The organism is Pseudomonas sp. M2(2023) (assembly GCF_030263955.1).
Classification (GTDB): Bacteria; Pseudomonadota; Gammaproteobacteria; order Pseudomonadales; family Pseudomonadaceae; genus Aquipseudomonas; species Aquipseudomonas asiatica.
The window spans coordinates 4,064,673-4,085,399 of record NZ_CP127114.1 but is presented as its reverse complement, the minus strand read 5'-3'; the positions used below and the strand labels follow the sequence as shown (position 1 = coordinate 4,085,399).

The window sequence follows — 20,727 nt, the reverse complement described above, 5'->3', positions numbered from 1 at the left end:
AGAGGCCGGATGCATTTACATCAAATCAACTGCCTGTCGCTTCAGTCACAGGCAACTCCAGCCGCGCCACGAAGCCCCCCTGTGGATGGTTCTCCAGTACCAGGCTGCCACCATGGCGCTCCGCCGCCTTGCGTGCAATCGCCAACCCCAGCCCATGCCCCGGCGCTTCCTGCCCCGGCGCACGGAAGAACGGTTCCCCCAACTGTGCAAGGTGCTCCGACGCCGCCCCCGGCCCATGGTCACGCACGCTGATCAGGATACGGTCCTGCTCGCGCACGGCGCTGACTTCGATCGGCTGGCCCTGCGGGTTGAAGCGCAGGGCGTTGCGCAGCAGGTTGTCCACGGCACGCTCGATCAGCGTTGGCCAACCTTGCAAGGTCAACCCCGGCTGAGCCTCCAGGCGCACATCCTGCTCCGGTGCGCTGAGCTGGGCATCCTTGCGCACGCTGCCGAGCAGGGCGTTAAGGTCCACCGGCTCGGCATGGGCCTGTTCGGCATCGACCCGTGCCAGGGCGAGAATTTCGCTGATCAGGTCTTCCAGGCGGTCGCATTCGCGGGTCAGGCGTGGCCACAGCGCTTCACGTTGCTCAGGCTCGGCGCGCTCGGCCAAGGCCAGGGCGATACGCAGCCTGGCCAGCGGTGAACGCAATTCATGGGACACATCGCGCAGCAACTGGCGCTGGCTGCCGATGGTGCTTTGCAGGCGCGCGCCCATCTTGTTGAAGTCCTTGGCCAGTACGCCGAATTCGTCACGTCGCGCCGCCAGCTGCGCCAGGCTGTTCTGCTGGTAAGTGGTCTGGCCCAGGTCGTGCACGGCGCTGCGCAGACGGCTGAGCGGGCGGGTAATGGACAGGGTCACCAGCAGGCTGAACAGGGTCAGCACCACCAGGGCAATGCCCAGCGCACTGAGCGGCCACAGCAGGCTTTCGCGGTGCCAGGCATCCAGCGCCGGGTGGGGGATGCGGTAGATCAGCAGGTACGTCTGGCCGGTGTCGGGGCTGGTGTATTCCTCGGTCAACCGGCGCCACGGCAGGCGCCGCTGGTCATTGTGCTGGCGTGCCTCGAAGGCCGCCGCACGGCGCGGGAAGGTGCCGGGCACCACGGCTTCGCCACTGTCGTCGAGCACCTGCACGTCGATCTTGTAGCGGTCCTTGCGCCGTTCCAAAAAATGCTGTGCCGAAGCCAGGCCTTCCTGTTCGTAATGCTTGGCCCACTTGCTGGCCAGGGTATTCAGGCCCGGGTGGCGGCTGAGGATCCAGGCGTCCTGGTTGAGCATGTGGCCCAGCAGGATTGACAGGCCCGCAACCAGGGTGATGGCCAGCCAGAAACTGGCCAGGATGCGCCAGAACAGTGAACGCAAGTGCACCTCCTGCTAACAAGAAAAGCCCGGCTCGCACTGAGGCGGGCCGGGCATCGGGCGGACAGCTTACTGGGCCTTGTTGCCTTTTTCAGCTTTCCAGGCCTGGAACTCCTGCCACTCGGCTTTCTGTGCGGCGCGTTCCTTCTGCAGTTCGTCGAACTTCTTCTGCTGCTCGGGCTTGAGCAGGGCGCGGACCGCGCTGTCGGTCTTGTCGCGGTTGGCCTGCAGTTCGTCCTTCATCGCCTTCTGGTCGGCGGCCGGCAGTTTGGACAGGTAGCGCTCGGTAATGTCGCGGCGCTGTTTCATCTGCTCGCCCATCAGCTTGCCGATCTGCTGGCGCTGGTCACGGCTCAGGTCCAGCTGGTGGAAAGGCGCATCACCGCGATGATGTGGGCCATCGTGGCGCATGCCGCCTTCAGGCATGGCCATGGCCACGGTCGGCAGGGCGGCGGCGAACATCAGGGCGATAAGGGTCTTGCGCATGGTGTCTCTCCTTTCATGGGCCGGTGGTTACCGGATGAGCACAGTCTAGGGAGATCACCGTCAAGCGCGGTCAGCGGATGGTAAAGGCTCGGTAAAGATGTTCAGAGGCAGTAGTAATAGCCACGGCTGCGCAGGGCGACGATGCGTGGCCGGCCATCGGCGTGGGGGCCGATCTTCTTGCGCAGGTTGCTGACGTGCATGTCCAGGCTGCGGTCGTACAGGGTCAGCTTGCGGCCCAGGCTGATCTGCGCCAGTTCCTGCTTGTCCAGCGGCTCGCCGGGTTGGCGCAGCAGCGCTTCGAGAATGCGGCTTTCGGACAGGGTCAGGGTCATTTCACGGCCATCGATGCTGGCCACGCCACGGGCAGGGCTATAGACCAGGTCGCCCAGCTCCACCTGGCTGGTGGTGGCGGTGGGGTGGCTGCGGCGCAGCACGGCACGCAGGCGAGCGGTGAGTTCACGCGGGTCGCAAGGTTTGGCCAGGTAGTCGTCGGCGCCCAGTTCCAAGCCAAGGATACGGTCCAGCGGCTCGCCGCGGGCCGAGAGCATCAGTACCGGCAGTTCGGCATGCTCGCTGCGTAACTGCTTGAGCAGTTCCAGGCCACTGCCGTCGGGCAGCATCACGTCCAGCACCACGGCCGCCGGGGCATGTGTGGCCAAGGCCTGGCGTGCGCTCTGGCCATCGTGGCAGGCGCGCACGGTAAACCCTTCCTGGGTCAGCCAGCTGCCGAGCAGCTCGCACAGCTCCTGGTCATCATCTATCAGTAACAGCTCGCTCATGACTCACTCAATTCAACCATTGACGGCGACTATTCGGCCCGCCAGTGGCAAAGATACCGCAGACTGATGGCAACAGTATAACTGCCGGTACCGCGTGGCCTTCTTCGCGGGTAAACCCGCTCCCACAGGGACGGCGCAGGCTTCAAGCTTGCACTGCGCCTGTAGGAGCGGGTTTACCCGCGAAGAAGCCCATGCGGTCTCAGATCAAGGCAGCACTTGCTTGAACGGCTTGACCGCCACCTTTTCGTACACGCCCGCGGCAATGTAAGGGTCGGCATCGGCCCAGGCTTGCGCCGCGGCGAGGGAGTCGAACTCGGCAACGATCAGGCTACCGCTGAAACCCGCTTCGCCCGGGTCGTTGCTGTCGATGGCCGGGTGCGGGCCGGCCAGTACCACGCGGCCCTCGGCCTTCAGTTGCTGCAGGCGTTCGATGTGCGCCGGGCGGGCAGCCAGGCGCTTTTCCAGGGAGTTTGCGACGTCGCTGGCGATGATGGCGTAGAGCATGTCAATCCTTGGGTTTGGAGGTAGAAGGGTCGTCGTGCAGGTGGCGCGACAGGTACACGCCCTGCGCTACCAGGAACATCACGGTCATGCCCAGGCTGCCGAACACCTTGAAGTCGACCCAGAAGTCCTGGAAGGTGAAGGCGACGAACAGGTTGGCCGCGCCACAGAACAGGAAGAAGCCGATCCAGGCCAGGTTCAGGCGGGTCCAGATGGCATCGGGCAGGCTCAGGGCGTGGCCCATGATGCGCTTGATCAGCACCCGGTCGCCGATGAAGTGGCTACCGGCGAAGCCCAGGGCGAACAGCCAGTTCACCACCGGTGCCTTCCACTTGAGGAAGGTTTCGCTGTGGAAGGTCAGGGTCAGGCCGCCGAACACCAGGCAGGCCACCAGGGTGAGCCACTGGCCCTTTTCCAGCTTGCGCTGGCGCAGGAACAGCGCGCCGTAGACCACCAGCGAGCTGATGATCAGCATGGCCGTGGCACTGTAGATGCCGCCGAATTCGAAGCTGTGGCCGGCGACTTCCATGGGGCGCGGGTCGAGCTTGTAGACGATGAAGAACAGCAGCAGCGGGATGAAATCGATGAATTGTTTCACAATGGCAGCCAGAATCGGGATGTGACGGCATAATAACAAACATCGATTCCAGCGAAAGCGCTCCTCCATGAATGTTGATCTGCACTGTCACAGCACGGCCTCCGACGGCGCCCTGTCGCCCTCGATACTGGTCGCCCGGGCCCATGAGCATGGGGTGCAAACGCTGGCACTGACCGACCATGACACCATCGAAGGCCTGCCCGAGGCGCGCCAGGCGTGCCGCGACAAGGGCATGCACTGGGTCAGCGGGGTGGAGCTGTCGTGCACCTGGGGTGGCGCGACCATCCATGTGCTGGGCTATGACTTCCCGCTCGACGCACCGCCCCTGCTGGCGGCGATCGAAGCGCTGCACCGTGGCCGCTGGCTGCGCGCCGAAGAAATCGACAAACGGCTGGCGGCCAAGGGCATGCCCGGTACCCTCGACGGCGCTCGCGCCGTGCAGCACGAACTGGGCGATAGCGGCAACGCCCCGGCGCGCCCGCATTTTGCCGAGTACCTGGTGCGTGCCGGGCACGTCAAGGATCGCGGCGAGGCGTTTCGCAAATGGCTTGGCGCCGGCAAGCTGGGGGACGTCAAGCAGCACTGGCCGACCCTCGATGAAACCGTCGCCACTTTGCGCCAGTCCAATGCATGGGTGAGCCTGGCGCATCCCATGCACTACGATCTGACCCGCAGCAAGCGCAGAAGGCTGATTGCCGACTATATTCAGGCAGGCGGGCAGGCGCTTGAAGTGGTCAACGGGATGATGCCTGCCGAGCAGGTGGGCACCATGTCCATCCTTACCCGTGAGTTCGGCCTGCTGGCAAGCGCTGGCAGTGACTTCCACGGCCCCGGCACCTGGGGCGAGATCGGTGCCTACCGGCCTTTGCCCGAGGACCTGCCACCTCTGTGGCGCCGATTCAGCCATGAACAGCCTTTGGCGGTATGAACAGGACGACTACGTGAGCCAATTTTTCCAGATTCATCCGGAGAACCCGCAGCAGCGCCTGATCAAGCAGGCTGTCGAGATTATCCGCAAGGGCGGTGTGGTGGTGTACCCGACGGATTCGGCCTATGCACTGGGTTGCCAGATGGGTGACAAGGCGGCCATCGAACGGGTGCGGCGCCTGCGCGGGCTGGACAAGACGCACAACTTCACCCTGATGTGCTGCGACATGTCGCAGCTGGGGTTGTACGCCAAGGTCGACACCGGCACCTTCCGGCTGCTCAAGGCACATGTGCCGGGGCCTTACACGTTCATCCTCAACGGCACGCGCGAAGTGCCGCGCCTGCTGTTGCACGATAAACGGCGCACCATCGGGCTACGGGTGCCGGCCCATGCCATTACCCTGGCCCTGCTGGCCGAACTGGGCGAGCCGTTGATGAGTGTGAGCCTGATCCTGCCAGGCGACACCGAGCCGATGACCGACCCTTACGAGATCCGCGAGCGCCTGGAGCACCATGTCGACCTAGTGATCGACGGCGGTTTCGGTGACCTCAAGGCATCGACCATCATCGACCTGTCCGGCGATGAACCGGAACTGGTCCGTGAAGGCTGCGGCGACCCCACGCCGTTCCTGGTCAACGCGTGAGCCAGGTGGAAACGCCCGAGGCACCGGCCGAACAGGCCGAAACGCCTCGGCAGCTGCAGCTGGCCCTGGTTTATGGGGAAGCACTGACCGAGCTGCCACTGGACCTGTATATCCCGCCGGACGCCCTGGAAATCATCCTCGAAGCCTTCGAAGGCCCGCTGGACCTGTTGCTGTACCTGATCCGCAAGCAGAACATCGACATCCTCGACATCCCGGTGGCGGAAATCACCCGCCAGTACATGGGCTACGTGGAGCTGATGAAGAGCGTGCGCCTGGAACTGGCCGCCGAATACCTGGTGATGGCTGCCATGCTCGCCGAGATCAAGTCGCGCATGTTGCTGCCGCGCTCGGCCGAGGTCGAGGAGGAGGAGGGTGACCCGCGCGCCGAACTGATTCGCCGGCTGCAGGAGTACGAGCGCTTCAAGGCTGCCGCCGAAGGTATCGATGAATTGCCACGGGTCGGCCGCGAGGTGGTGGTGCCGCGCCTGGAGGCGCCACAGGCCAAGGTGCGCAAGGTATTGCCCCAGGTCAGCCTGGAAGAGCTGCTGGTGTCGATGGCCGAGGTGATGCGCCGCAACGACCTGTTCGAAAGCCATCAGATCACCCGCGAGACCTTGTCCACCCGCGAGCGCATGAGCCAGGTGCTGGAACGCCTGAAGGGCGGCGGTTTCGTGCCGTTCGTCGAGCTGTTCGCCGCCGAGGAGGGCAAGCTGGGCGTGGTGGTGACCTTCATGGCGATTCTCGAGCTGGTGAAGGAATCGCTGATCGAACTGGTGCAGAATGAACCCTTCGCCGCCATCCACGTGCGGCTTCGCCCGGCGCTTGTTGAAGACCCTGATGAACCTGAATGAACCCCGCGACCTGGCGTCGCTGATCGAAGCTTTCCTGCTGGCTTCGGGCAAGCCGCAATCCCTGGAGCGTCTGTACGAACTGTTCGAGGAAGCCGAGCGACCGGAGCCCAAGGTCTTCAGGCAGGCGCTGGAGCTGCTGGGCAAGTCGTGCAACGGCCGCGCCTTCGAGCTCAAGGAGGTGGCCAGCGGTTACCGCCTGCAGATTCGCGAGGACTTTGCGCCGTGGGTCGGGCGCCTGTGGGAAGAGCGCCCGCAGCGCTACTCGCGCGCGCTGCTGGAAACCCTGGCCCTGATCGCCTACCGCCAGCCCATCACCCGTGGCGAAATCGAGGATGTGCGGGGCGTGGCGGTGAACAGCAACATCATCAAGACCCTGATGGAGCGCGAGTGGATCCGCGTGGTCGGCTACCGCGAAGTGCCCGGGCGGCCGGCGATGTTCGCCACCACCAAGGGGTTTCTCGACCATTTCAACCTCAAGAGCCTGGACGAACTGCCAGCCTTGGCCGAGCTGCGGGAGATGGAGCCGGAGCCGCTGCTCGACCCGGATGATGCGCCAGTGCCGGCGCACCTGCAGGCATTGGCGGATGCCAGCCTTGGGGAAGAGGAAGAGGTTGCCGAGCCGAAGGAGGAGACCAGCTTCCGTAGCCTGCTGGTGGAGCTGGATGCGATGGAAGAGGGGCTGAAGACCGATTTCGATGATTTGCGCGAGGAAGAGCCTGAGGCTGCTGTTGAAGAAGAGGGCAAGGTGCAGCCTTGAATCTTCTGTTGTCTGTACTGGCCCTTTCGCGGGTAAACCCGCTCCCACAGGGATATCACAGGCCCTGAGAGTGATGCGGTACCTGTGGGAGCGGGTTTACCCGCGAAGAGGCCGGTACTGCCAATACATAACCATTAGGCAGAAACCCCTCGCAAAGCCCACAAAACCCTCTACCCTCCAGTGCGTTCCCCCGCCGAACCGCGTATGATGCGCGGCCTTTTGGCGCGTTCGTCGCCAGAACCCTTATTTCATTCCTACACCGGGAGGTGCCCAGATGAGTGAGCAAGACCTGCAAGATACCGAGATCACCCCTCCATCCGGCGAAAAGCTGCAGAAAGTGCTGGCGCGCATTGGCGTTGGCTCGCGCCGTGACGTCGAGGCCTGGATCAGCCAGGGCCGCATCAAGGTCAACGGCGTCGAGGCCACCCTCGGCCAGCGCGTCGACCTGCACGACGCCATTGCCGTGGATGGCAAACTGATCAAGCGCGAAGAGGCCGCCGAGGCCACCCGCCGGGTGATCATGTACAACAAGCCCGATGGCGAGATCTGCACCCGTGACGACCCGGAAGGCCGCCCGACCGTGTTCGACCGCCTGCCACGGCCGAAAGAAGGCCGCTGGATCAACATCGGCCGCCTCGACATCAACACCACCGGCCTGCTGCTGTTCACCACCGACGGTGAACTGGCCAACCGCCTGATGCACCCGTCCTACGAGATGGACCGTGAGTACGCGGTACGTGTGCGTGGTGAGGTCGACGACGAGATGATCGAGCGCCTGAAGGCCGGCGTGATGCTGGAAGATGGCCCTGCCAAGTTCACCGACATCCAGAAGGCACCCGGTGGCGAAGGCTTCAACCACTGGTACCACTGCGTGGTGATGGAAGGCCGTAACCGTGAAGTGCGTCGCCTGTGGGAGTCCCAGGGCATGGTGGTCAGCCGCCTGAAGCGCGTGCGTTTCGGCCCGGTGTTCCTCAACTCCGACCTGCCGATGGGCCGCTGGCGTGAAATGACCCAGGGCGAAATCGACATCCTCGCCGCAGAGGTAGGCCTGCAGCCGGTGGCGCTGCCAGCCATGAAGCTCAAGGCCAAGGACAAGATGGAGCGCCTGCAGCGCAAATCGACCCGCCCGCTGGGCCGTGGCGAGCGCGTGCGCAGCCTGCGCCCGGCCCACGAAGGTGCTGCTGCCGGCGAACGCCCGGCGCGCCAGGCGCGTGAAGAGGCCCCGCGCAAGACCGGCCGTGGCAGCACCGTGGCCGAACGCCCGAGCGAGATGCGCAAGCGTCCGGCCAAGCCTGAAGGTGACAAGCCGGCAGGGCGTGGCCGCGGCAAACCGCGTGGCTGATTGGCCTTTGCGTTGAAACAGAACCAGCCTTCGGGCTGGTTTTTTATGGCTGTGAGAATTTGGGGCTGCTGCGCAGCCCATCGCGACACAAGGCCGCTCCCACAGAAAACGCGTCACCTGTGGGAGCGGCCTTGTGTCGCGAAAGGGCCGCAAAGCGGCCCCAAGATATTGAACAAAAAGAATTTTTCGGACGACTGGCAAGTTCCTGAACCACCTTGTAAAGAAAATTGTACGAATGTGGTCGGTTTCAGCCCGGATTTCAGATTAGGTCGAATCGTGTAAACAAACCTTGCCGCCGGCTCACCGTCAAAACAGCCGACAAAGCCCCGCCCACCCTTGCCCAAAGCCCCGCCCCACGGTGTTATAGCCGCCATTGCCGTGTGCAAAAGCCTGTCCACAGAGCCGGGCTGACAAAACAACAAATGGAGGCGCCATGTACGCCGATCACTTCGCCTTTCAAGGCCCACACCACAGGATCGCTGCGTTTTTTCCCGAGGAAAGGATGCAACGCGTTGACGCCTGCGCGTTTGCAGGGGTATACAGTGCGCCGCGTTTTACCTGTGACTCCTTTGCGTACCGCGCACTCTTGATCACGCCTGGTTGACCCGCTCCGGCGGCACCTGAGGTCAGGAAACCCAAGGTAACCACCTTGCCCATTCCGCTGCGCCACGAGCGCGGTGGGTCCGATTCCGTCACAGATAAAAACAATGCAGGTGACTTCGTTCATGAGTGGACAAAACATGCATTCAGGCGAGCTCAAGCGGGGCCTGAAGAACCGCCATATCCAGTTGATCGCCCTCGGTGGTGCGATTGGTACCGGCCTGTTCCTCGGCTCGGCAGGCGTGATGAAATCCGCTGGCCCGTCGATGATCCTTGGCTACGCCATCTGCGGCTTCATCGCCTTCATGATCATGCGCCAGCTCGGCGAAATGATCGTCGAAGAGCCGGTGGCCGGCTCGTTCAGCCATTTCGCCCACACCTACTGGGGTGGTTTCGCCGGCTTCCTGTCGGGCTGGAACTGCTGGGTGCTGTACATCCTGGTGGGCATGTCGGAGCTTTCGGCGGTCGGCAAGTATGTCCACTACTGGTGGCCGGAGATCCCCACCTGGGTTACGGCGGCAGCGTTCTTCGTGCTGATCAACGCCATCAACCTGATGAACGTGAAGTTCTTCGGTGAGGCCGAATTCTGGTTTGCCATCATCAAGGTGGTGGCCATCGTCAGCATGATCGGCCTGGGTGCCTACCTGCTGACCAGCGGCAGCGGCGGCCCCGAGGCAACCGTGGCCAACCTGTGGTCGCACGGTGGCTTCTTCCCGAACGGTGTCAGCGGGCTGGTGATGGCCCTGGCGTTCATCATGTTCTCCTTCGGTGGCCTGGAAATGCTTGGCTTCACCGCTGCCGAGGCCGACAAGCCGAAGACCGTGATCCCCAAGGCAATCAACCAGGTCATCTACCGTATCCTGATCTTCTATGTTGGTGCCCTGGTGGTGCTGCTGTCGCTGACCCCATGGGACAACCTGGTAGCCAGTATCGATGCCTCCGGTGGCAGCTATGGCAGCAGCCCGTTCGTGCAGGTGTTCTCGCTGCTGGGCAGTGACGTGGCCGCGCACCTGCTGAACTTCGTGGTCCTGACTGCAGCGCTGTCGGTGTACAACAGTGGCACCTACTGCAACGCCCGCATGCTGCTGGGCATGGCCGAACAAGGTGACGCTCCGGCGTCGCTGGCCAAGGTCGACAGCCGCGGTGTGCCGGTGCGCTCGATCCTGGCGTCGGCAGGCGTGACGCTGATCGCGGTGCTGCTCAACTACCTGATGCCGCAAAACGCCCTGGAACTGCTGATGTCGCTGGTGGTGGCTACCCTGGTGATCAACTGGGCGATGATCAGTTACTCGCACCTGAAGTTCCGCCAGCACCTGGACCGCACTGGCCAGAAGCCGCTGTTCAAGGCGCTGTGGTACCCCTATGGCAACTACATCTGCCTGGCGTTCGTGGTGCTGATCCTGGGCATCATGGCGATGATCCCGGGTATCCAGGTTTCCGTGTATGCGATCCCGGTGTGGCTGTTTGCCATGTTCGTGGTCTACATGGTCAAGCCGCGTCGCAAGGCGCAGGCCCTTGGGGCTGCTGGTAGCGTGGCCAAGTAAGGCGCTGCGGCGATAGAAAAACCCGAAGCCGGGTGACTGGCTTCGGGTTTTTTGTTGCCTGTACCGGCCCCTTCGCGGGTAAACCCGCTTGTATGGTTAGACTTGAAGGGGTGGTGGGACTAAATGCCCGATTCTGACTGTTCACAGCAGTACAGACCGTGGGAGACATCGCCCCACCCCTTCCACCAAAGCGCCGATAAAGAATGCATCGTTTGCAAGCGACGATAGAAGCAAGCCAGCGCCTCTTGGTGAAACCCCTTCAAGCCGAAAAACCATAACGTGAGGAGCCGCCCATGGCAATGCAGGTAGGTAAGTTGATCGTGGGTGCGGATGTCGCGAAGGCTGAGCTGGTTATCCACCACGATGATCGCGACGAGATCATCAGGCTGAAAAACTCCAAACTCGAGATCAGAAGGTGGCTCAAGCAACAAACCCTCAACACCGCTATCGCTGTTGAGGCGACCAATGTCTACCACTTGGACCTGGTTGAATTGGCCCACAGCCTAGGCTTCGAGGTCTATGTCATCGATGGTTTTCAATTGAGCAACTACCGGAAAAGTGTTGGGGGACGGGTTAAAACCGACCCCTCCGATGCTCGGTTGTTGTCCCGTTTTTTAAAAAATGAAGGCGAGGACCTTCGCCCTTGGAGCCCGCCTCCCGCTGTCTACGGCAAGCTTCAGAGCCTCTTGCGACGCAGAGCCGCCTTGGTGACTGCTCGTACTGCAATGACTCAGAGCTGGGCTAACGAAAGCCTTTTGAAAGCCGCCTTCGAAACTTTTGTGAAGTCGATAGATCGGCTGGATCAGTTGATTCAAAAGAAGATTAAAGAAGTACTGCGAGACGCTGGGCTACAGGAACAAGTCGCTCGCTGCCAGGCAGTAGAGGGCATTGGTTTTCTCACCGCCGCAGCATTGGTGATGGCTTTTACAAGGGGCGAGTTCAAAAGCAGTGACTCGTACATTGCATTCCTAGGAATGGATTTACGAGTCAGTGATTCCGGGCAGAAGAATGGGCGACGTCGCCTCACCAAGCGAGGTTGTTCAGAAATTCGTCGCTTATTGCACAACGCTGCGATGGCGGCCAGCAGATCGGCAGCCTGGAAAGGGCTTTACGAACAGCATCGGAGCAGTGGTAAAGCAACAACCCAAGCTTTGGTAATCCTGGCAAGAAAGCTCGCGCGGGTGGCATTCGCCCTGATGAAAAATCAGGACGAATACGTCACTAAAGGCGCGAAACTGGCTTGCTGAAAACCATAGAATCTCCCACAGGGACATCACCTGATCTGAAAGCAGCGCTATACCTGTGGGAGCGGGTTTACCCGCGAAGAGGCCGGCACAGGCAAAAATCAGATCTGCTCCAGCAACCAACTGCGAAACGCCCGCAGCGACGGCAATGCCTCATTGCGCGGCGGGTAGATCAGGTAATAACTGCGCTGGCTGGCAAATGCCACCCCTGGGCTGTAGAGCTCACCCTTGGCCAGTTCTTCCTCCACCAGTATGCGCGGCACCAGCCCGATGCCGATCCCGGCCCGTACCGCCTGGATCAGGTGCGAGGTCAGCTCGAAGCTCGGCCCCAGGCGCATCGCCCGGTGCGCCAGGCCATGGTGCGAGAACCACTCGCCCCAGGCATGCGGGTTGTTGGCCACATTCAGCAGCACCTCTTCACTGATGCGTGCAGGGCTCCAGCCTTGGCTGTCCGCACCAGCCTCAGGCGGCAATATCACCACCAGTTCCTCGGCATGCAGGCGATGGCAGATCAACCCCGGCAGGTCGTGGCTGGCCACGCCGATGGCGGCATCGATCTCGCTGGTGTCGAAGTTGATGGCTTCGATGCGTGAATGTATGTGCACCAGCATGCCCGGGTGTGCGCTGTAGAAGGCATGCAACCGCGGCAGCAGCCATTTCGAACCGAAGGTGGGCAGGGTGGCCAGGCGCAAGGTGCCTACCCCCGACTGGTAGGCCAACGCCTGCAAGGTGGCGCTGCGGATGCGCCCCAGTGCCTCGCTGAGCTCGCGCTGGTACAGGCGGCCGACATCGGTCAGCTGCACCTGGCGCCCCTCGCGGCGGAACAGGGTCAGGCCCAGTTGCTGCTCCAGCGCCTGCACCTGGCGGCTGACCGCGCTCTGGGTGAGCGACAGCTCGGCGGCGGCTCGGGTGTAGCTTTCATGCCGGGCGGCAGCCTCGAAAGCCAGTAGCAGCGACATGGACGGGGTGAGATGGCGGTAATTCATTCATAAAAGTCATTAATAGCGGCAGGATTATCCGTTTGCCCCTGAAGCGAAACTACAGGAACATTGGCCTGCACGTCACCTCCGCATGTCATCACCCATGCCGGAACGACAGGAATCCCGTGAATTAGCCAATATCAAGAGGCCATCCTTCGATGATCGCCCAGCTGCCGACCGTTGCCCCGAGCGCCAACTACCCCGAATTCCTCGAAGCCCTGCGCAACAGCGGCTTCCGTGGCCAGATCAGTGCCGACTACGGCACCCGCACGGTGCTGGCCACCGACAACTCGATCTACCAGCGCTTGCCACAGGCGGCGGTGTTCCCGCTGGACGCCGATGATGTGGCGCGGGTCGCCACGCTGATGGCCGAGGGGCGCTTCCAGCAGGTCAAGCTGACCCCGCGCGGTGGTGGTACCGGCACCAACGGGCAGTCGCTGACCGACGGTATCGTCGTCGACCTGTCGCGGCACATGAACAAAATCCTCGAAATCAACGTCGAGGAACGCTGGGTGCGGGTGCAGGCCGGTACTGTCAAGGACCAGCTCAACGCTGCGCTCAAGCCGCACGGGCTGTTCTTCGCCCCCGAGCTGTCCACCTCCAACCGTGCCACTGTCGGCGGCATGATCAACACCGACGCCAGCGGCCAGGGCAGCTGCACCTATGGCAAGACCCGCGACCACGTACTGGAGCTGCACAGCGTGCTGCTCGGCGGCGAGCGCCTGCACAGCCTGCCGATCGACGATGCCGCGCTGGAGCAGGCCTGTGCTGCGCCCGGCCGGGTCGGCGAGGTGTACCGCATGGCGAGGGAGATCCAGGAAACCCAGGCCGATCTCATCGAAGCCACCTTCCCCAAGCTCAACCGTTGCCTGACCGGTTATGATCTGGCCCACCTGCGCGACGAGCAGGGCCGCTTCAACCTCAACAGCGTGCTGTGCGGTGCCGAGGGCTCGCTGGGCTATGTGGTCGAAGCCAAGCTCAATGTGCTGCCGATCCCCAAGTACGCCGTGCTGGTCAACGTGCGCTACACCAGCTTCATGGATGCCCTGCGTGACGCCAACGCGTTGATGGCGCACAAGCCGCTGTCGATCGAGACTGTCGACTCCAAGGTGCTGATGCTGGCGATGAAGGATATCGTCTGGCACAGCGTCGCCGAATACTTCCCGGCCGACCCCGAGCGCCCGACCCTGGGCATCAACCTGGTGGAGTTCTGCGGCGACGAGCCGGCCGAGGTCAATGCCAAGGTGCAAGCGTTCATCCAGCACCTGCAGAACGACACCAGCGTCGAGCGCCTGGGCCACACCCTGGCCGAGGGCGCCGAGGCGGTGACCCGCGTCTATACCATGCGTAAACGTTCGGTGGGCCTGCTGGGCAACGTCGAGGGCGAAGTACGCCCGCAACCGTTCGTGGAAGACACCGCGGTACCGCCGGAGCAACTGGCCGACTACATCGCCGACTTCCGTGCACTGCTCGATGGCTACGGCCTGGCCTATGGCATGTTCGGCCACGTCGATGCCGGCGTGCTGCACGTGCGCCCGGCGCTGGACATGAAGGACCCGGCCCAGGCCGCACTGGTCAAGCCGATTTCCGACGCCGTGGCGGCGCTGACCAAAAGCTATGGCGGCTTGCTGTGGGGCGAGCACGGCAAGGGCCTGCGTTCTGAATACGTGCCGGAGTACTTCGGCGAGCTGTACCCGGCGCTGCAGCGCCTTAAAGGCGCCTTCGACCCACACAACCAGCTCAACCCGGGCAAGATCTGCACCCCGTTGGGCAGTGCCGAAGGCCTGACCCCGGTCGATGGCGTAACCCTGCGCGGCGATCTCGACCGCACCATCGACGAACGCGTGTGGCAGGACTTCCCCAGCGCCGTGCACTGCAACGGCAACGGCGCCTGCTACAACTACGACCCCAACGACGCCATGTGCCCGTCGTGGAAGGCCACCCGCGAGCGCCAGCACTCGCCCAAGGGCCGTGCCTCGCTGATGCGCGAATGGCTGCGCCTGCAGGGCGAAGCCGATATCGACGTGCTGGCGGCGGCACGCAACAAGGTGTCGTGGCTCAAGGGCCTGCCGGCACGCCTGCGCAACAACCGTGCGCGCAGCCAGGGCCAGGAAGACTTCTCCCATGAGGTGTACGACGCCATGGCCGGCTGCCTGGCGTGCAAGTCGTGCGCCGGGCAGTGCCCGATCAAGGTCAACGTGCCGGACTTCCGCTCGCGCTTCCTCGAGCTGTACCACGGCCGCTACCAGCGCCCGCTGCGTGACTACCTGATCGGTTCGCTGGAGTTCACCATCCCGTACCTGGCCCACGCGCCCGGGCTGTACAACGCGGTGATGGGCTCGAAGTGGGTGAGCAAGCTGCTGGCCGACAAGGTCGGCATGGTCGACAGCCCGCTGATCAGTCGCTTCAACTTCCAGGCCACCCTGACCCGCTGCCGCGTCGGCGTGGCCAGCGTGCCGGCCCTGCGTGAACTGACCCCGGCCCAGCGCGAGCGCAGCATCGTGCTGGTGCAGGATGCCTTTACCCGTTACTTCGAGACGCCGCTGCTGTCGGCCTTCATCGACCTGGCGCACCGTCTGGGCCACCGGGTGTTCCTGGCGCCGTACAGTGCCAACGGCAAGCCACTGCACGTTCAGGGCTTCCTCGGTGCGTTCGCCAAGGCGGCGATCCGCAATGCCGCCCAGCTCAAGGCCCTGGCTGACTGCGGCGTGCCGCTTGTGGGCCTGGACCCGGCGATGACCCTGGTGTATCGCCAGGAGTACCAGAAAGTGCCGGGCCTGGATGGCTGCCCGCAGGTGCTGTTGCCACAGGAGTGGTTGATGGACGTGCTGCCGGAGCAGGCACCGACCGCGCCGGGCACTTTCCGCCTGATGGCGCACTGCACCGAGAAGACCAACGTGCCGGTCAGCACCAAGCAGTGGGAGCAGGTGTTTGCCCGCCTTGGCCTGAAGCTGGTGACCGAGGCGACTGGCTGCTGCGGTATGTCCGGTACCTATGGGCACGAGGCGCGCAACCAGGACACCTCGCGGACCATCTTCGAGCAGTCGTGGGCGACCAAGCTGGACAAGGAAGGCGAGCCGCTGGCGACCGGTTATTCGTGCCGCAGCCAGGTCAAGCGCATGACCGAGCGGCAGATGCGCCACCCGCTGGAGGTGGTGCTGCAGTACGCTCAGCGCTGACCTTCAGGGCCCCAGGGGCTGCCTTGCAGCCCATCGCGACACAAGGCCGCTCCTACGAGAGACCGCGTTTTTCTTGTAGGAGCGGCCTTGTACTGCGAAAGGGGCGCAAAGCGCTCCCCTGTTTTTAAAGACCCCGCTGACGCCGCGCCTGCCGATACAGATACAGGCTCAACACCAGCCCGCAAGCCGCCGCCGCTGCCGCAAACAGAAACATCGAAGCAAACCCGAACCCCGCCGCCACCGCGCCTACCAGTGGCCCGGTCACCCCCAGCGACAAATCGATGAACAGCGAATAAGCCCCAACCGCCGCCCCGCGGTTGGCCGCCGACACCTGGTTCACCGCCTCCACGCCCAGTGCCGGGAACACCAGCGAGAAGCCGAACCCGCTCAGTGCGGCCCCCGCCAACGCCAGTTCGGCGCTGGGCGCCAGCCACAGCATCAGCAGCCCGAGCGTTTCCACCGACAGGCAGGCGATCGCCACCCGGAACCCGCCAAGCCGGTTGATCAGGTTGCCGAACAGTAGTCGCGCACTGATGAAACTGGCGCCGAACAGGCTCAGGGTCAGTGCCGCATTGGCCCAGCCACGGCTGGCGTAATACAAGGTGATGAAGGTGGCGATGGTGCCAAAGCCGATCGAGCCCAGGGCAAGCCCCGAGCCGTGCGGGAACACCTTGCCCAGCACCCGCAGGAACGGCAGGCGCACGCCACTGACGATCGGTGCGGCCTGTTTGGGCCAGGCCAGCAGCAACCCGAGCGCACACAGCAGGATGATGCTCACGCCCATGCTCCACAGGCCCAGGCTCTTGACCATCAGCACGCCCAACGGAGCGCCGATGGCCAGCGCGCCATAGCTGGCGATGCCGTTCCAGGAAATGACCTTGGCCGTGTTTTCAGCACCTACGCGGCCAATGCCCCAGCCAATGGAACCGGAGCCCACCAGGCTTTCCGCACTGCCGAGTACCAGGCGGCCGACCAGCAGGCAGGCCAGGCTAAGCCAGGGCAGGTGGGTGAGGAAGGCGCAGGCCAGCATGAACACCCCGCAGAGCCCGCAGCCGGCCAAGCCATACATGACCGCCTTCTTGCTGCCGTAGTTGTCGATGATGCGGCTGGCGGTGGGGCGGCTGAGCAGGGTGGCCAGGTACTGCACGCTGATCACCAGGCCCGCGACCACGGCACTGAAGCCCAGGTCGTTGTGCACATAGCCGGGCAATACGGCCAGCGGGATGCCGATGTTCAGGTAGCCGATGAAGGTGAAGAGGACGATGGAGACGACTTGCAGGGTGACCGCAAGGGGGCGCGGTGAGTGGGGCATGAGGGCCTACGTGGGTTCTGGACGGTGTGAAAACGTGATGACGGGGGGTGGCCCGCAGGTCAGCCGTTTTCACACAGTCGGGGGATGCGCGGTTATTCCTGGTCAGCGCTGGATTGATCGTCACCATCCTGCTCGACGGCAGCTGCCGGTTCGGCGTGAACGGTAACGGTTGGCTCTTCTGGGTTCAGGCTTGGGAAGGGAAGATTCGGGATTTCATGCATCTCGTCGTTCCTCGCAAGTGTGAGTGAAAAGTCTGCGCCAGGCGCGTTTGAAGCTTTGCAAAGCTGGGGCAGGATACACAAGTCTGGATGACAGTTTGGGTTTTTTTGGCGGTCGCTTGTCGGTTTTGCGGGCGAACAGCGAACATTTTTCCTGCAAAAAACTGGGGCCCCTGTGGGAGCGGGTTTACCCGCGAACACCGGCGAAGCCGGTGCCATGCACCGCGGTGTCTGCTTCGCGGGTGAACCCGCTCCCACAGGCTCCAGTTTCTCAGTGCTTACTTGCGGCCTTCAGCCGTCTCCGCCACCTTGTCGGTGCGTGCGCACATGATGAAGTCATTGCGGTGCAGGCCTTTGATCGAGTGGCTCCACCAAGTCACGGTGACCTTGCCCCACTCGGTCAGCAGGCCCGGGTGGTGGCCTTCGGCCTCGGCGATCTCGCCCACGGCATTGGTGAACGCCAGGGCGTGCTTGAAGTTCTTGAACAGGAACACGCGTTCCAGCTCCATGTGGCCGTCACGTACTTCGATGTTCCAGTCCGGGATTTCGCGAATCAGCTCGGCCAGCTCTTCGTCGGTGACCTTTGGTGCGTCGGCGCGGCAGGCTTCGCAATGGGCTTGGTTCAAGGCATTCATGTGGTGTTTTCCGGTTCGAGTTGTTATCGGCAAGGTCGCTCAGGCAGCGACCTTGGGTGGAAACTTCGGTGCGTGCAGGCCCAGCTGCATGGCTTTGTGAACCATGCCCATGATGTCTTCGTGGGCCAGGTCGAACAGACGCTTCATGTTCGGTAGCACGAAATACAACGGCTGCAGGATGTCGATGCGATACGGTGTGCGCATGGCCTCGATCGGGTCGAAGGCCTGGTGCTCGGGCTCGCCAGACAGACTGTAGACGGTCTCCTTTGGCGACGAGAGGATGCCGCCGCCATAGATCTTGCGGCCCTGCGCGGTTTCCATCAGGCCGAACTCGATGGTCATCCAGTACAGGCGCGCTAGGTAAACGCGTTGTTCCTTGGTCGCGGCCAGGCCGAGCTTGCCGTAGGTATGGGTGAATTCGGCGAACCAGGGGTTGGTCAGCAGCGGGCAGTGGCCGAAGATCTCGTGGAAGATATCGGGCTCTTGCAGGTAGTCCAGCTCTTCCGGGGTACGGATGAAGGTGGCTACCGGGAAGCGCTTGCTGGCCAGCAGTTCGAAGAAGGTCTGGAAGGGGATCAGCGCCGGGACCCGGGCAACCTGCCAACCGGTGGTCGCGCCCAGCACCTTGTTGATCTCGCCCAGTTGCGGAATACGGTCATGGGGCAGCTTGAGCTGGTCGATGCCGTCCAGGTATTCCTGGCACGCGCGGCCTTCGATCACTTTCAGCTGACGGGTGATCAGGGTGTTCCATACCGCATGCTCTTGCTGCGGGTAATCGATAAAACCATGCGCATCGGGCTCGCGTGCCACGTATTGCGTCTGTTTCATGTGGCTCTCCTGGTGAGGGCTTTTCTTGTTATGTGCAGGACATGCCTAAGGAATATCCCTTCGCTGGCCGCTTTGCACGGGGTGGGGCGCGGGGGCGGCTGGCTCGCGACGATGAATTCGTAACGATAATTTTACAAAAAGACGCAGGTGTCGGAAAATCCGAGGCGTCTGGCTGAAGCTTCGGCTGTTTTTGTCAGCTTATCTTTACGACTTTTCTGCGCGGTGTTGAAAAACATCGGCGCTTCGAGAGCCCTCATGCGTATCAAAGTGCATTGCCAGAACCGTATTGGCATCCTGCGCGACATCCTCAACCTGCTGGTGGAGTACGGCATCAACGTGCTGCGCGGCGAGGTGGGCGGTGACCATGGCAACGCCATCTACCTGCATTGCCCGAACCTGATCAATCTGCAGTTCCAGGCGCTGCGGCCGAAGTTCGAGGCGATTGCCGGGGTATTCGGTGTCAAGCGCGTGGGGCTGATGCCCAGCGAGCGCCGGCACATGGAGCTGAATGCGTTGCTGGGTGCGCTGGACTTTCCGGTACTGTCGATCGACATGGGCGGCAGCATCGTCGCCGCCAACCGTGCCGCTGCGCAGCTGCTGGGGGTGCGGGTGGACGAGGTGCCGGGCATGCCGCTGGCCCGCTATGTGGAGGACTTCGACCTGCCGGAGCTGGTGCGCGCCAACAAGTCGCGCATCAACGGCCTGCGCATCAAGGTCAAGGGCGATGTGTTCCTGGCCGATATCGCGCCGCTGCAGTCCGAGCACGACGACAGCGAGGCGCTGGCCGGCGCGGTGCTGACCCTGCACCGCGCCGACCGAATCGGTGAGCGCATCTATAACGTGCGCAAGCAGGAGCTGCGCGGTTTCGACAGTATTTTCCAGAGCTCGCGGGTGATGGCTGCGGTGGTGCGCGAGGCGCGGCGCATGGCGCCGCTGGACGCGCCTTTGCTGATCGAGGGCGAGACCGGCACCGGCAAGGAGTTGCTGGCGCGTGCCTGCCACCTGGCAAGCCCGCGCGGCCAGTCGCCGTTGATGGCGCTCAACTGCGCCGGGTTGCCCGAGTCGATGGCCGAGACCGAGCTGTTCGGCTACGGCCCCGGGGCATTCGAAGGGGCGCGGGCCGAGGGCAAGCTGGGGCTGCTGGAGCTGACCGCCGGTGGCACGTTGTTTCTCGACGGGGTAGGGGAGATGAGCCCGCGCCTGCAGGTGAAGCTGCTGCGTTTTCTGCAGGATGGCTGCTTCCGTCGTGTCGGCAGCGATGAAGAGGTGTACCTGGATGTGCGAGTGATCTGCGCGACCCAGGTGGATTTGTCCGAATTGTGTGCCCGGGGCGAGTTTCGTCAGGACCTGTATCACCGGCTCAATGTGTTGTCGCTGCACATTCCACCATTGCGCGAATGCATGGATGGCCTGGAAGGGCTGGTGCAGCACTTTCTCGACCAGGCCAGCCGGCAGATCGGCTGCGCCATGCCGCGCCTGGCGCCGGCGGCGATGGACAAACTCGGCCAGTATCATTGGCCGGGTAATGTAAGGCAGTTGGAAAACGTGTTGTTCCAGGCGGTTTCGTTATGCGAAGGCGGCGTGGTCAAAAGTGAACATATACGTTTGCCGGATTACGGCGTGCGCCAACCGCTGGGTGAGTTTTCGCTGGACGGGGATCTTTCGCAGATTGTCGGGCGCTTTGAAAAAGCGGTGCTGGAAAGTTTGATGGGGGAATTCCCGAGTAGTCGGGCTTTAGGTAAAAGACTGGGTGTTTCGCATACGACTATTGCCAACAAGTTGAGGGATTATTCGTTGGGCAAGTCGGTAGATTAATAAGCGGTTGGTCAATAACCTGTTAATCAGGTGCAATATTCTTCGCGGGCTTGCCCGCTCCCACAGGTACCGCGCCAAATTCAGGGCAGGCGCTGTACCTGTGGGAGCGGGCAAGCCCGCGAATGGGGCC

At 63.0% G+C, this 20,727-nt stretch carries 19 protein-coding genes; 9 read left to right on the top strand and 10 right to left on the bottom strand.

Translation table 11 applies throughout. The features are described 5' to 3' along the window. Positions 1 to 25 precede the first annotated feature (25 nt). From QN085_RS18870 to QN085_RS18850, 5 genes are all read right to left on the bottom strand, one after another. Positions 26 to 1,366 carry a sensor histidine kinase gene (locus QN085_RS18870; RefSeq protein ID WP_031324419.1) on the bottom strand — a complete coding sequence of 447 codons (1,341 nt, stop codon included), beginning with the start codon at positions 1,364 to 1,366 and terminating at the stop codon, positions 26 to 28. Positions 1,367 to 1,426: 60 nt separating this feature from the next. Then, positions 1,427 to 1,843, bottom strand: coding sequence for a Spy/CpxP family protein refolding chaperone (locus QN085_RS18865; protein WP_013973674.1), 417 nt, complete (start codon positions 1,841 to 1,843; stop codon positions 1,427 to 1,429). A gap of 101 nt (positions 1,844 to 1,944) precedes the next feature. After that, on the bottom strand, positions 1,945 to 2,622 hold the full coding sequence (locus QN085_RS18860) for a response regulator transcription factor (protein WP_013973673.1): 678 nt from the start codon (positions 2,620 to 2,622) through the stop codon (positions 1,945 to 1,947). 204 nt (positions 2,623 to 2,826) lie between these two features. Beyond that, positions 2,827 to 3,126 (bottom strand): YciI family protein, encoded by a 300-nt coding sequence (locus QN085_RS18855; protein ID WP_013973672.1) that lies wholly within the window; start codon positions 3,124 to 3,126, stop codon positions 2,827 to 2,829. A gap of 1 nt (position 3,127) precedes the next feature. Then, positions 3,128 to 3,721 (bottom strand): septation protein A, encoded by a 594-nt coding sequence (locus QN085_RS18850; protein ID WP_003259096.1) that lies wholly within the window; start codon positions 3,719 to 3,721, stop codon positions 3,128 to 3,130. Positions 3,722 to 3,788: 67 nt separating this feature from the next. Here QN085_RS18850 and QN085_RS18845 point away from each other — a divergent pair, with 67 nt between their 5' ends. The 7 genes from QN085_RS18845 to QN085_RS18815 all read left to right on the top strand — a co-directional run bounded on the left by QN085_RS18845 (position 3,789) and on the right by QN085_RS18815 (position 11,633). After that, entirely contained in the window at positions 3,789 to 4,649 is an 861-nt protein-coding gene (locus tag QN085_RS18845; protein ID WP_023661025.1) for a PHP domain-containing protein, read from the top strand. A gap of 13 nt (positions 4,650 to 4,662) precedes the next feature. Beyond that, on the top strand, positions 4,663 to 5,292 hold the full coding sequence (locus QN085_RS18840; protein WP_038408376.1) for an L-threonylcarbamoyladenylate synthase: 630 nt from the start codon (positions 4,663 to 4,665) through the stop codon (positions 5,290 to 5,292). Further along, positions 5,289 to 6,143, top strand: a complete 855-nt coding sequence (locus tag QN085_RS18835; protein WP_023661026.1) for a segregation and condensation protein A — start codon at positions 5,289 to 5,291, stop codon at positions 6,141 to 6,143. Before QN085_RS18840 ends, QN085_RS18835 begins: the two co-directional genes overlap by 4 nt. Next, positions 6,130 to 6,900 carry an SMC-Scp complex subunit ScpB gene (gene scpB, locus QN085_RS18830; protein WP_013973667.1) on the top strand — a complete coding sequence of 257 codons (771 nt, stop codon included), beginning with the start codon at positions 6,130 to 6,132 and terminating at the stop codon, positions 6,898 to 6,900. The genes QN085_RS18835 and scpB overlap by 14 nt, the downstream gene beginning before the upstream one ends. Positions 6,901 to 7,174: 274 nt before the next feature. After that, positions 7,175 to 8,242: a 23S rRNA pseudouridine(2605) synthase RluB gene (rluB, locus tag QN085_RS18825; protein ID WP_013973666.1), complete on the top strand. Its 1,068-nt coding sequence runs from the start codon at positions 7,175 to 7,177 to the stop codon at positions 8,240 to 8,242. A 725-nt stretch (positions 8,243 to 8,967) separates the two neighbouring features. Continuing rightward, a complete protein-coding gene (locus QN085_RS18820) occupies positions 8,968 to 10,386 on the top strand; it encodes an amino acid permease (RefSeq protein WP_161551429.1) in 1,419 nt (472 codons plus the stop codon). A gap of 293 nt (positions 10,387 to 10,679) precedes the next feature. After that, complete coding sequence (locus QN085_RS18815; protein ID WP_013973518.1) at positions 10,680 to 11,633, top strand: IS110 family RNA-guided transposase; 954 nt, start codon at positions 10,680 to 10,682, stop codon at positions 11,631 to 11,633. Between the two features lie 98 nt (positions 11,634 to 11,731). Here the strand turns inward: QN085_RS18815 and QN085_RS18810 are convergent, their stop codons facing one another. Continuing rightward, the gene (locus tag QN085_RS18810) at positions 11,732 to 12,616 is read right to left on the bottom strand and encodes a LysR substrate-binding domain-containing protein (protein WP_013973663.1); all 885 of its coding nucleotides are present in this window, start codon (positions 12,614 to 12,616) and stop codon (positions 11,732 to 11,734) included. 152 nt (positions 12,617 to 12,768) lie between these two features. Here QN085_RS18810 and ydiJ point away from each other — a divergent pair, with 152 nt between their 5' ends. After that, positions 12,769 to 15,789, top strand: a complete 3,021-nt coding sequence (gene ydiJ, locus QN085_RS18805; protein ID WP_023660662.1) for a D-2-hydroxyglutarate dehydrogenase YdiJ — start codon at positions 12,769 to 12,771, stop codon at positions 15,787 to 15,789. A 124-nt stretch (positions 15,790 to 15,913) separates the two neighbouring features. Here ydiJ and QN085_RS18800 read toward each other — a convergent pair whose 3' ends face one another. The 4 genes from QN085_RS18800 to phhA all read right to left on the bottom strand — a co-directional run bounded on the left by QN085_RS18800 (position 15,914) and on the right by phhA (position 18,782). Further along, complete coding sequence (locus QN085_RS18800; protein WP_023660661.1) at positions 15,914 to 17,101, bottom strand: MFS transporter; 1,188 nt, start codon at positions 17,099 to 17,101, stop codon at positions 15,914 to 15,916. 92 nt (positions 17,102 to 17,193) lie between these two features. Then, positions 17,194 to 17,322 (bottom strand): hypothetical protein, encoded by a 129-nt coding sequence (locus QN085_RS18795; RefSeq protein ID WP_015271274.1) that lies wholly within the window; start codon positions 17,320 to 17,322, stop codon positions 17,194 to 17,196. Positions 17,323 to 17,597: 275 nt separating this feature from the next. Further along, entirely contained in the window at positions 17,598 to 17,954 is a 357-nt protein-coding gene (locus tag QN085_RS18790; protein ID WP_003254532.1) for a 4a-hydroxytetrahydrobiopterin dehydratase, read from the bottom strand. A gap of 39 nt (positions 17,955 to 17,993) precedes the next feature. Continuing rightward, a complete protein-coding gene (phhA, locus tag QN085_RS18785; protein ID WP_003260109.1) occupies positions 17,994 to 18,782 on the bottom strand; it encodes a phenylalanine 4-monooxygenase in 789 nt (262 codons plus the stop codon). Positions 18,783 to 19,037: 255 nt separating this feature from the next. Here phhA and QN085_RS18780 point away from each other — a divergent pair, with 255 nt between their 5' ends. Next, a complete protein-coding gene (locus QN085_RS18780) occupies positions 19,038 to 20,597 on the top strand; it encodes a sigma-54-dependent phenylalanine hydroxylase transcriptional regulator PhhR (protein WP_024087504.1) in 1,560 nt (519 codons plus the stop codon). Positions 20,598 to 20,727 lie beyond the last annotated feature (130 nt).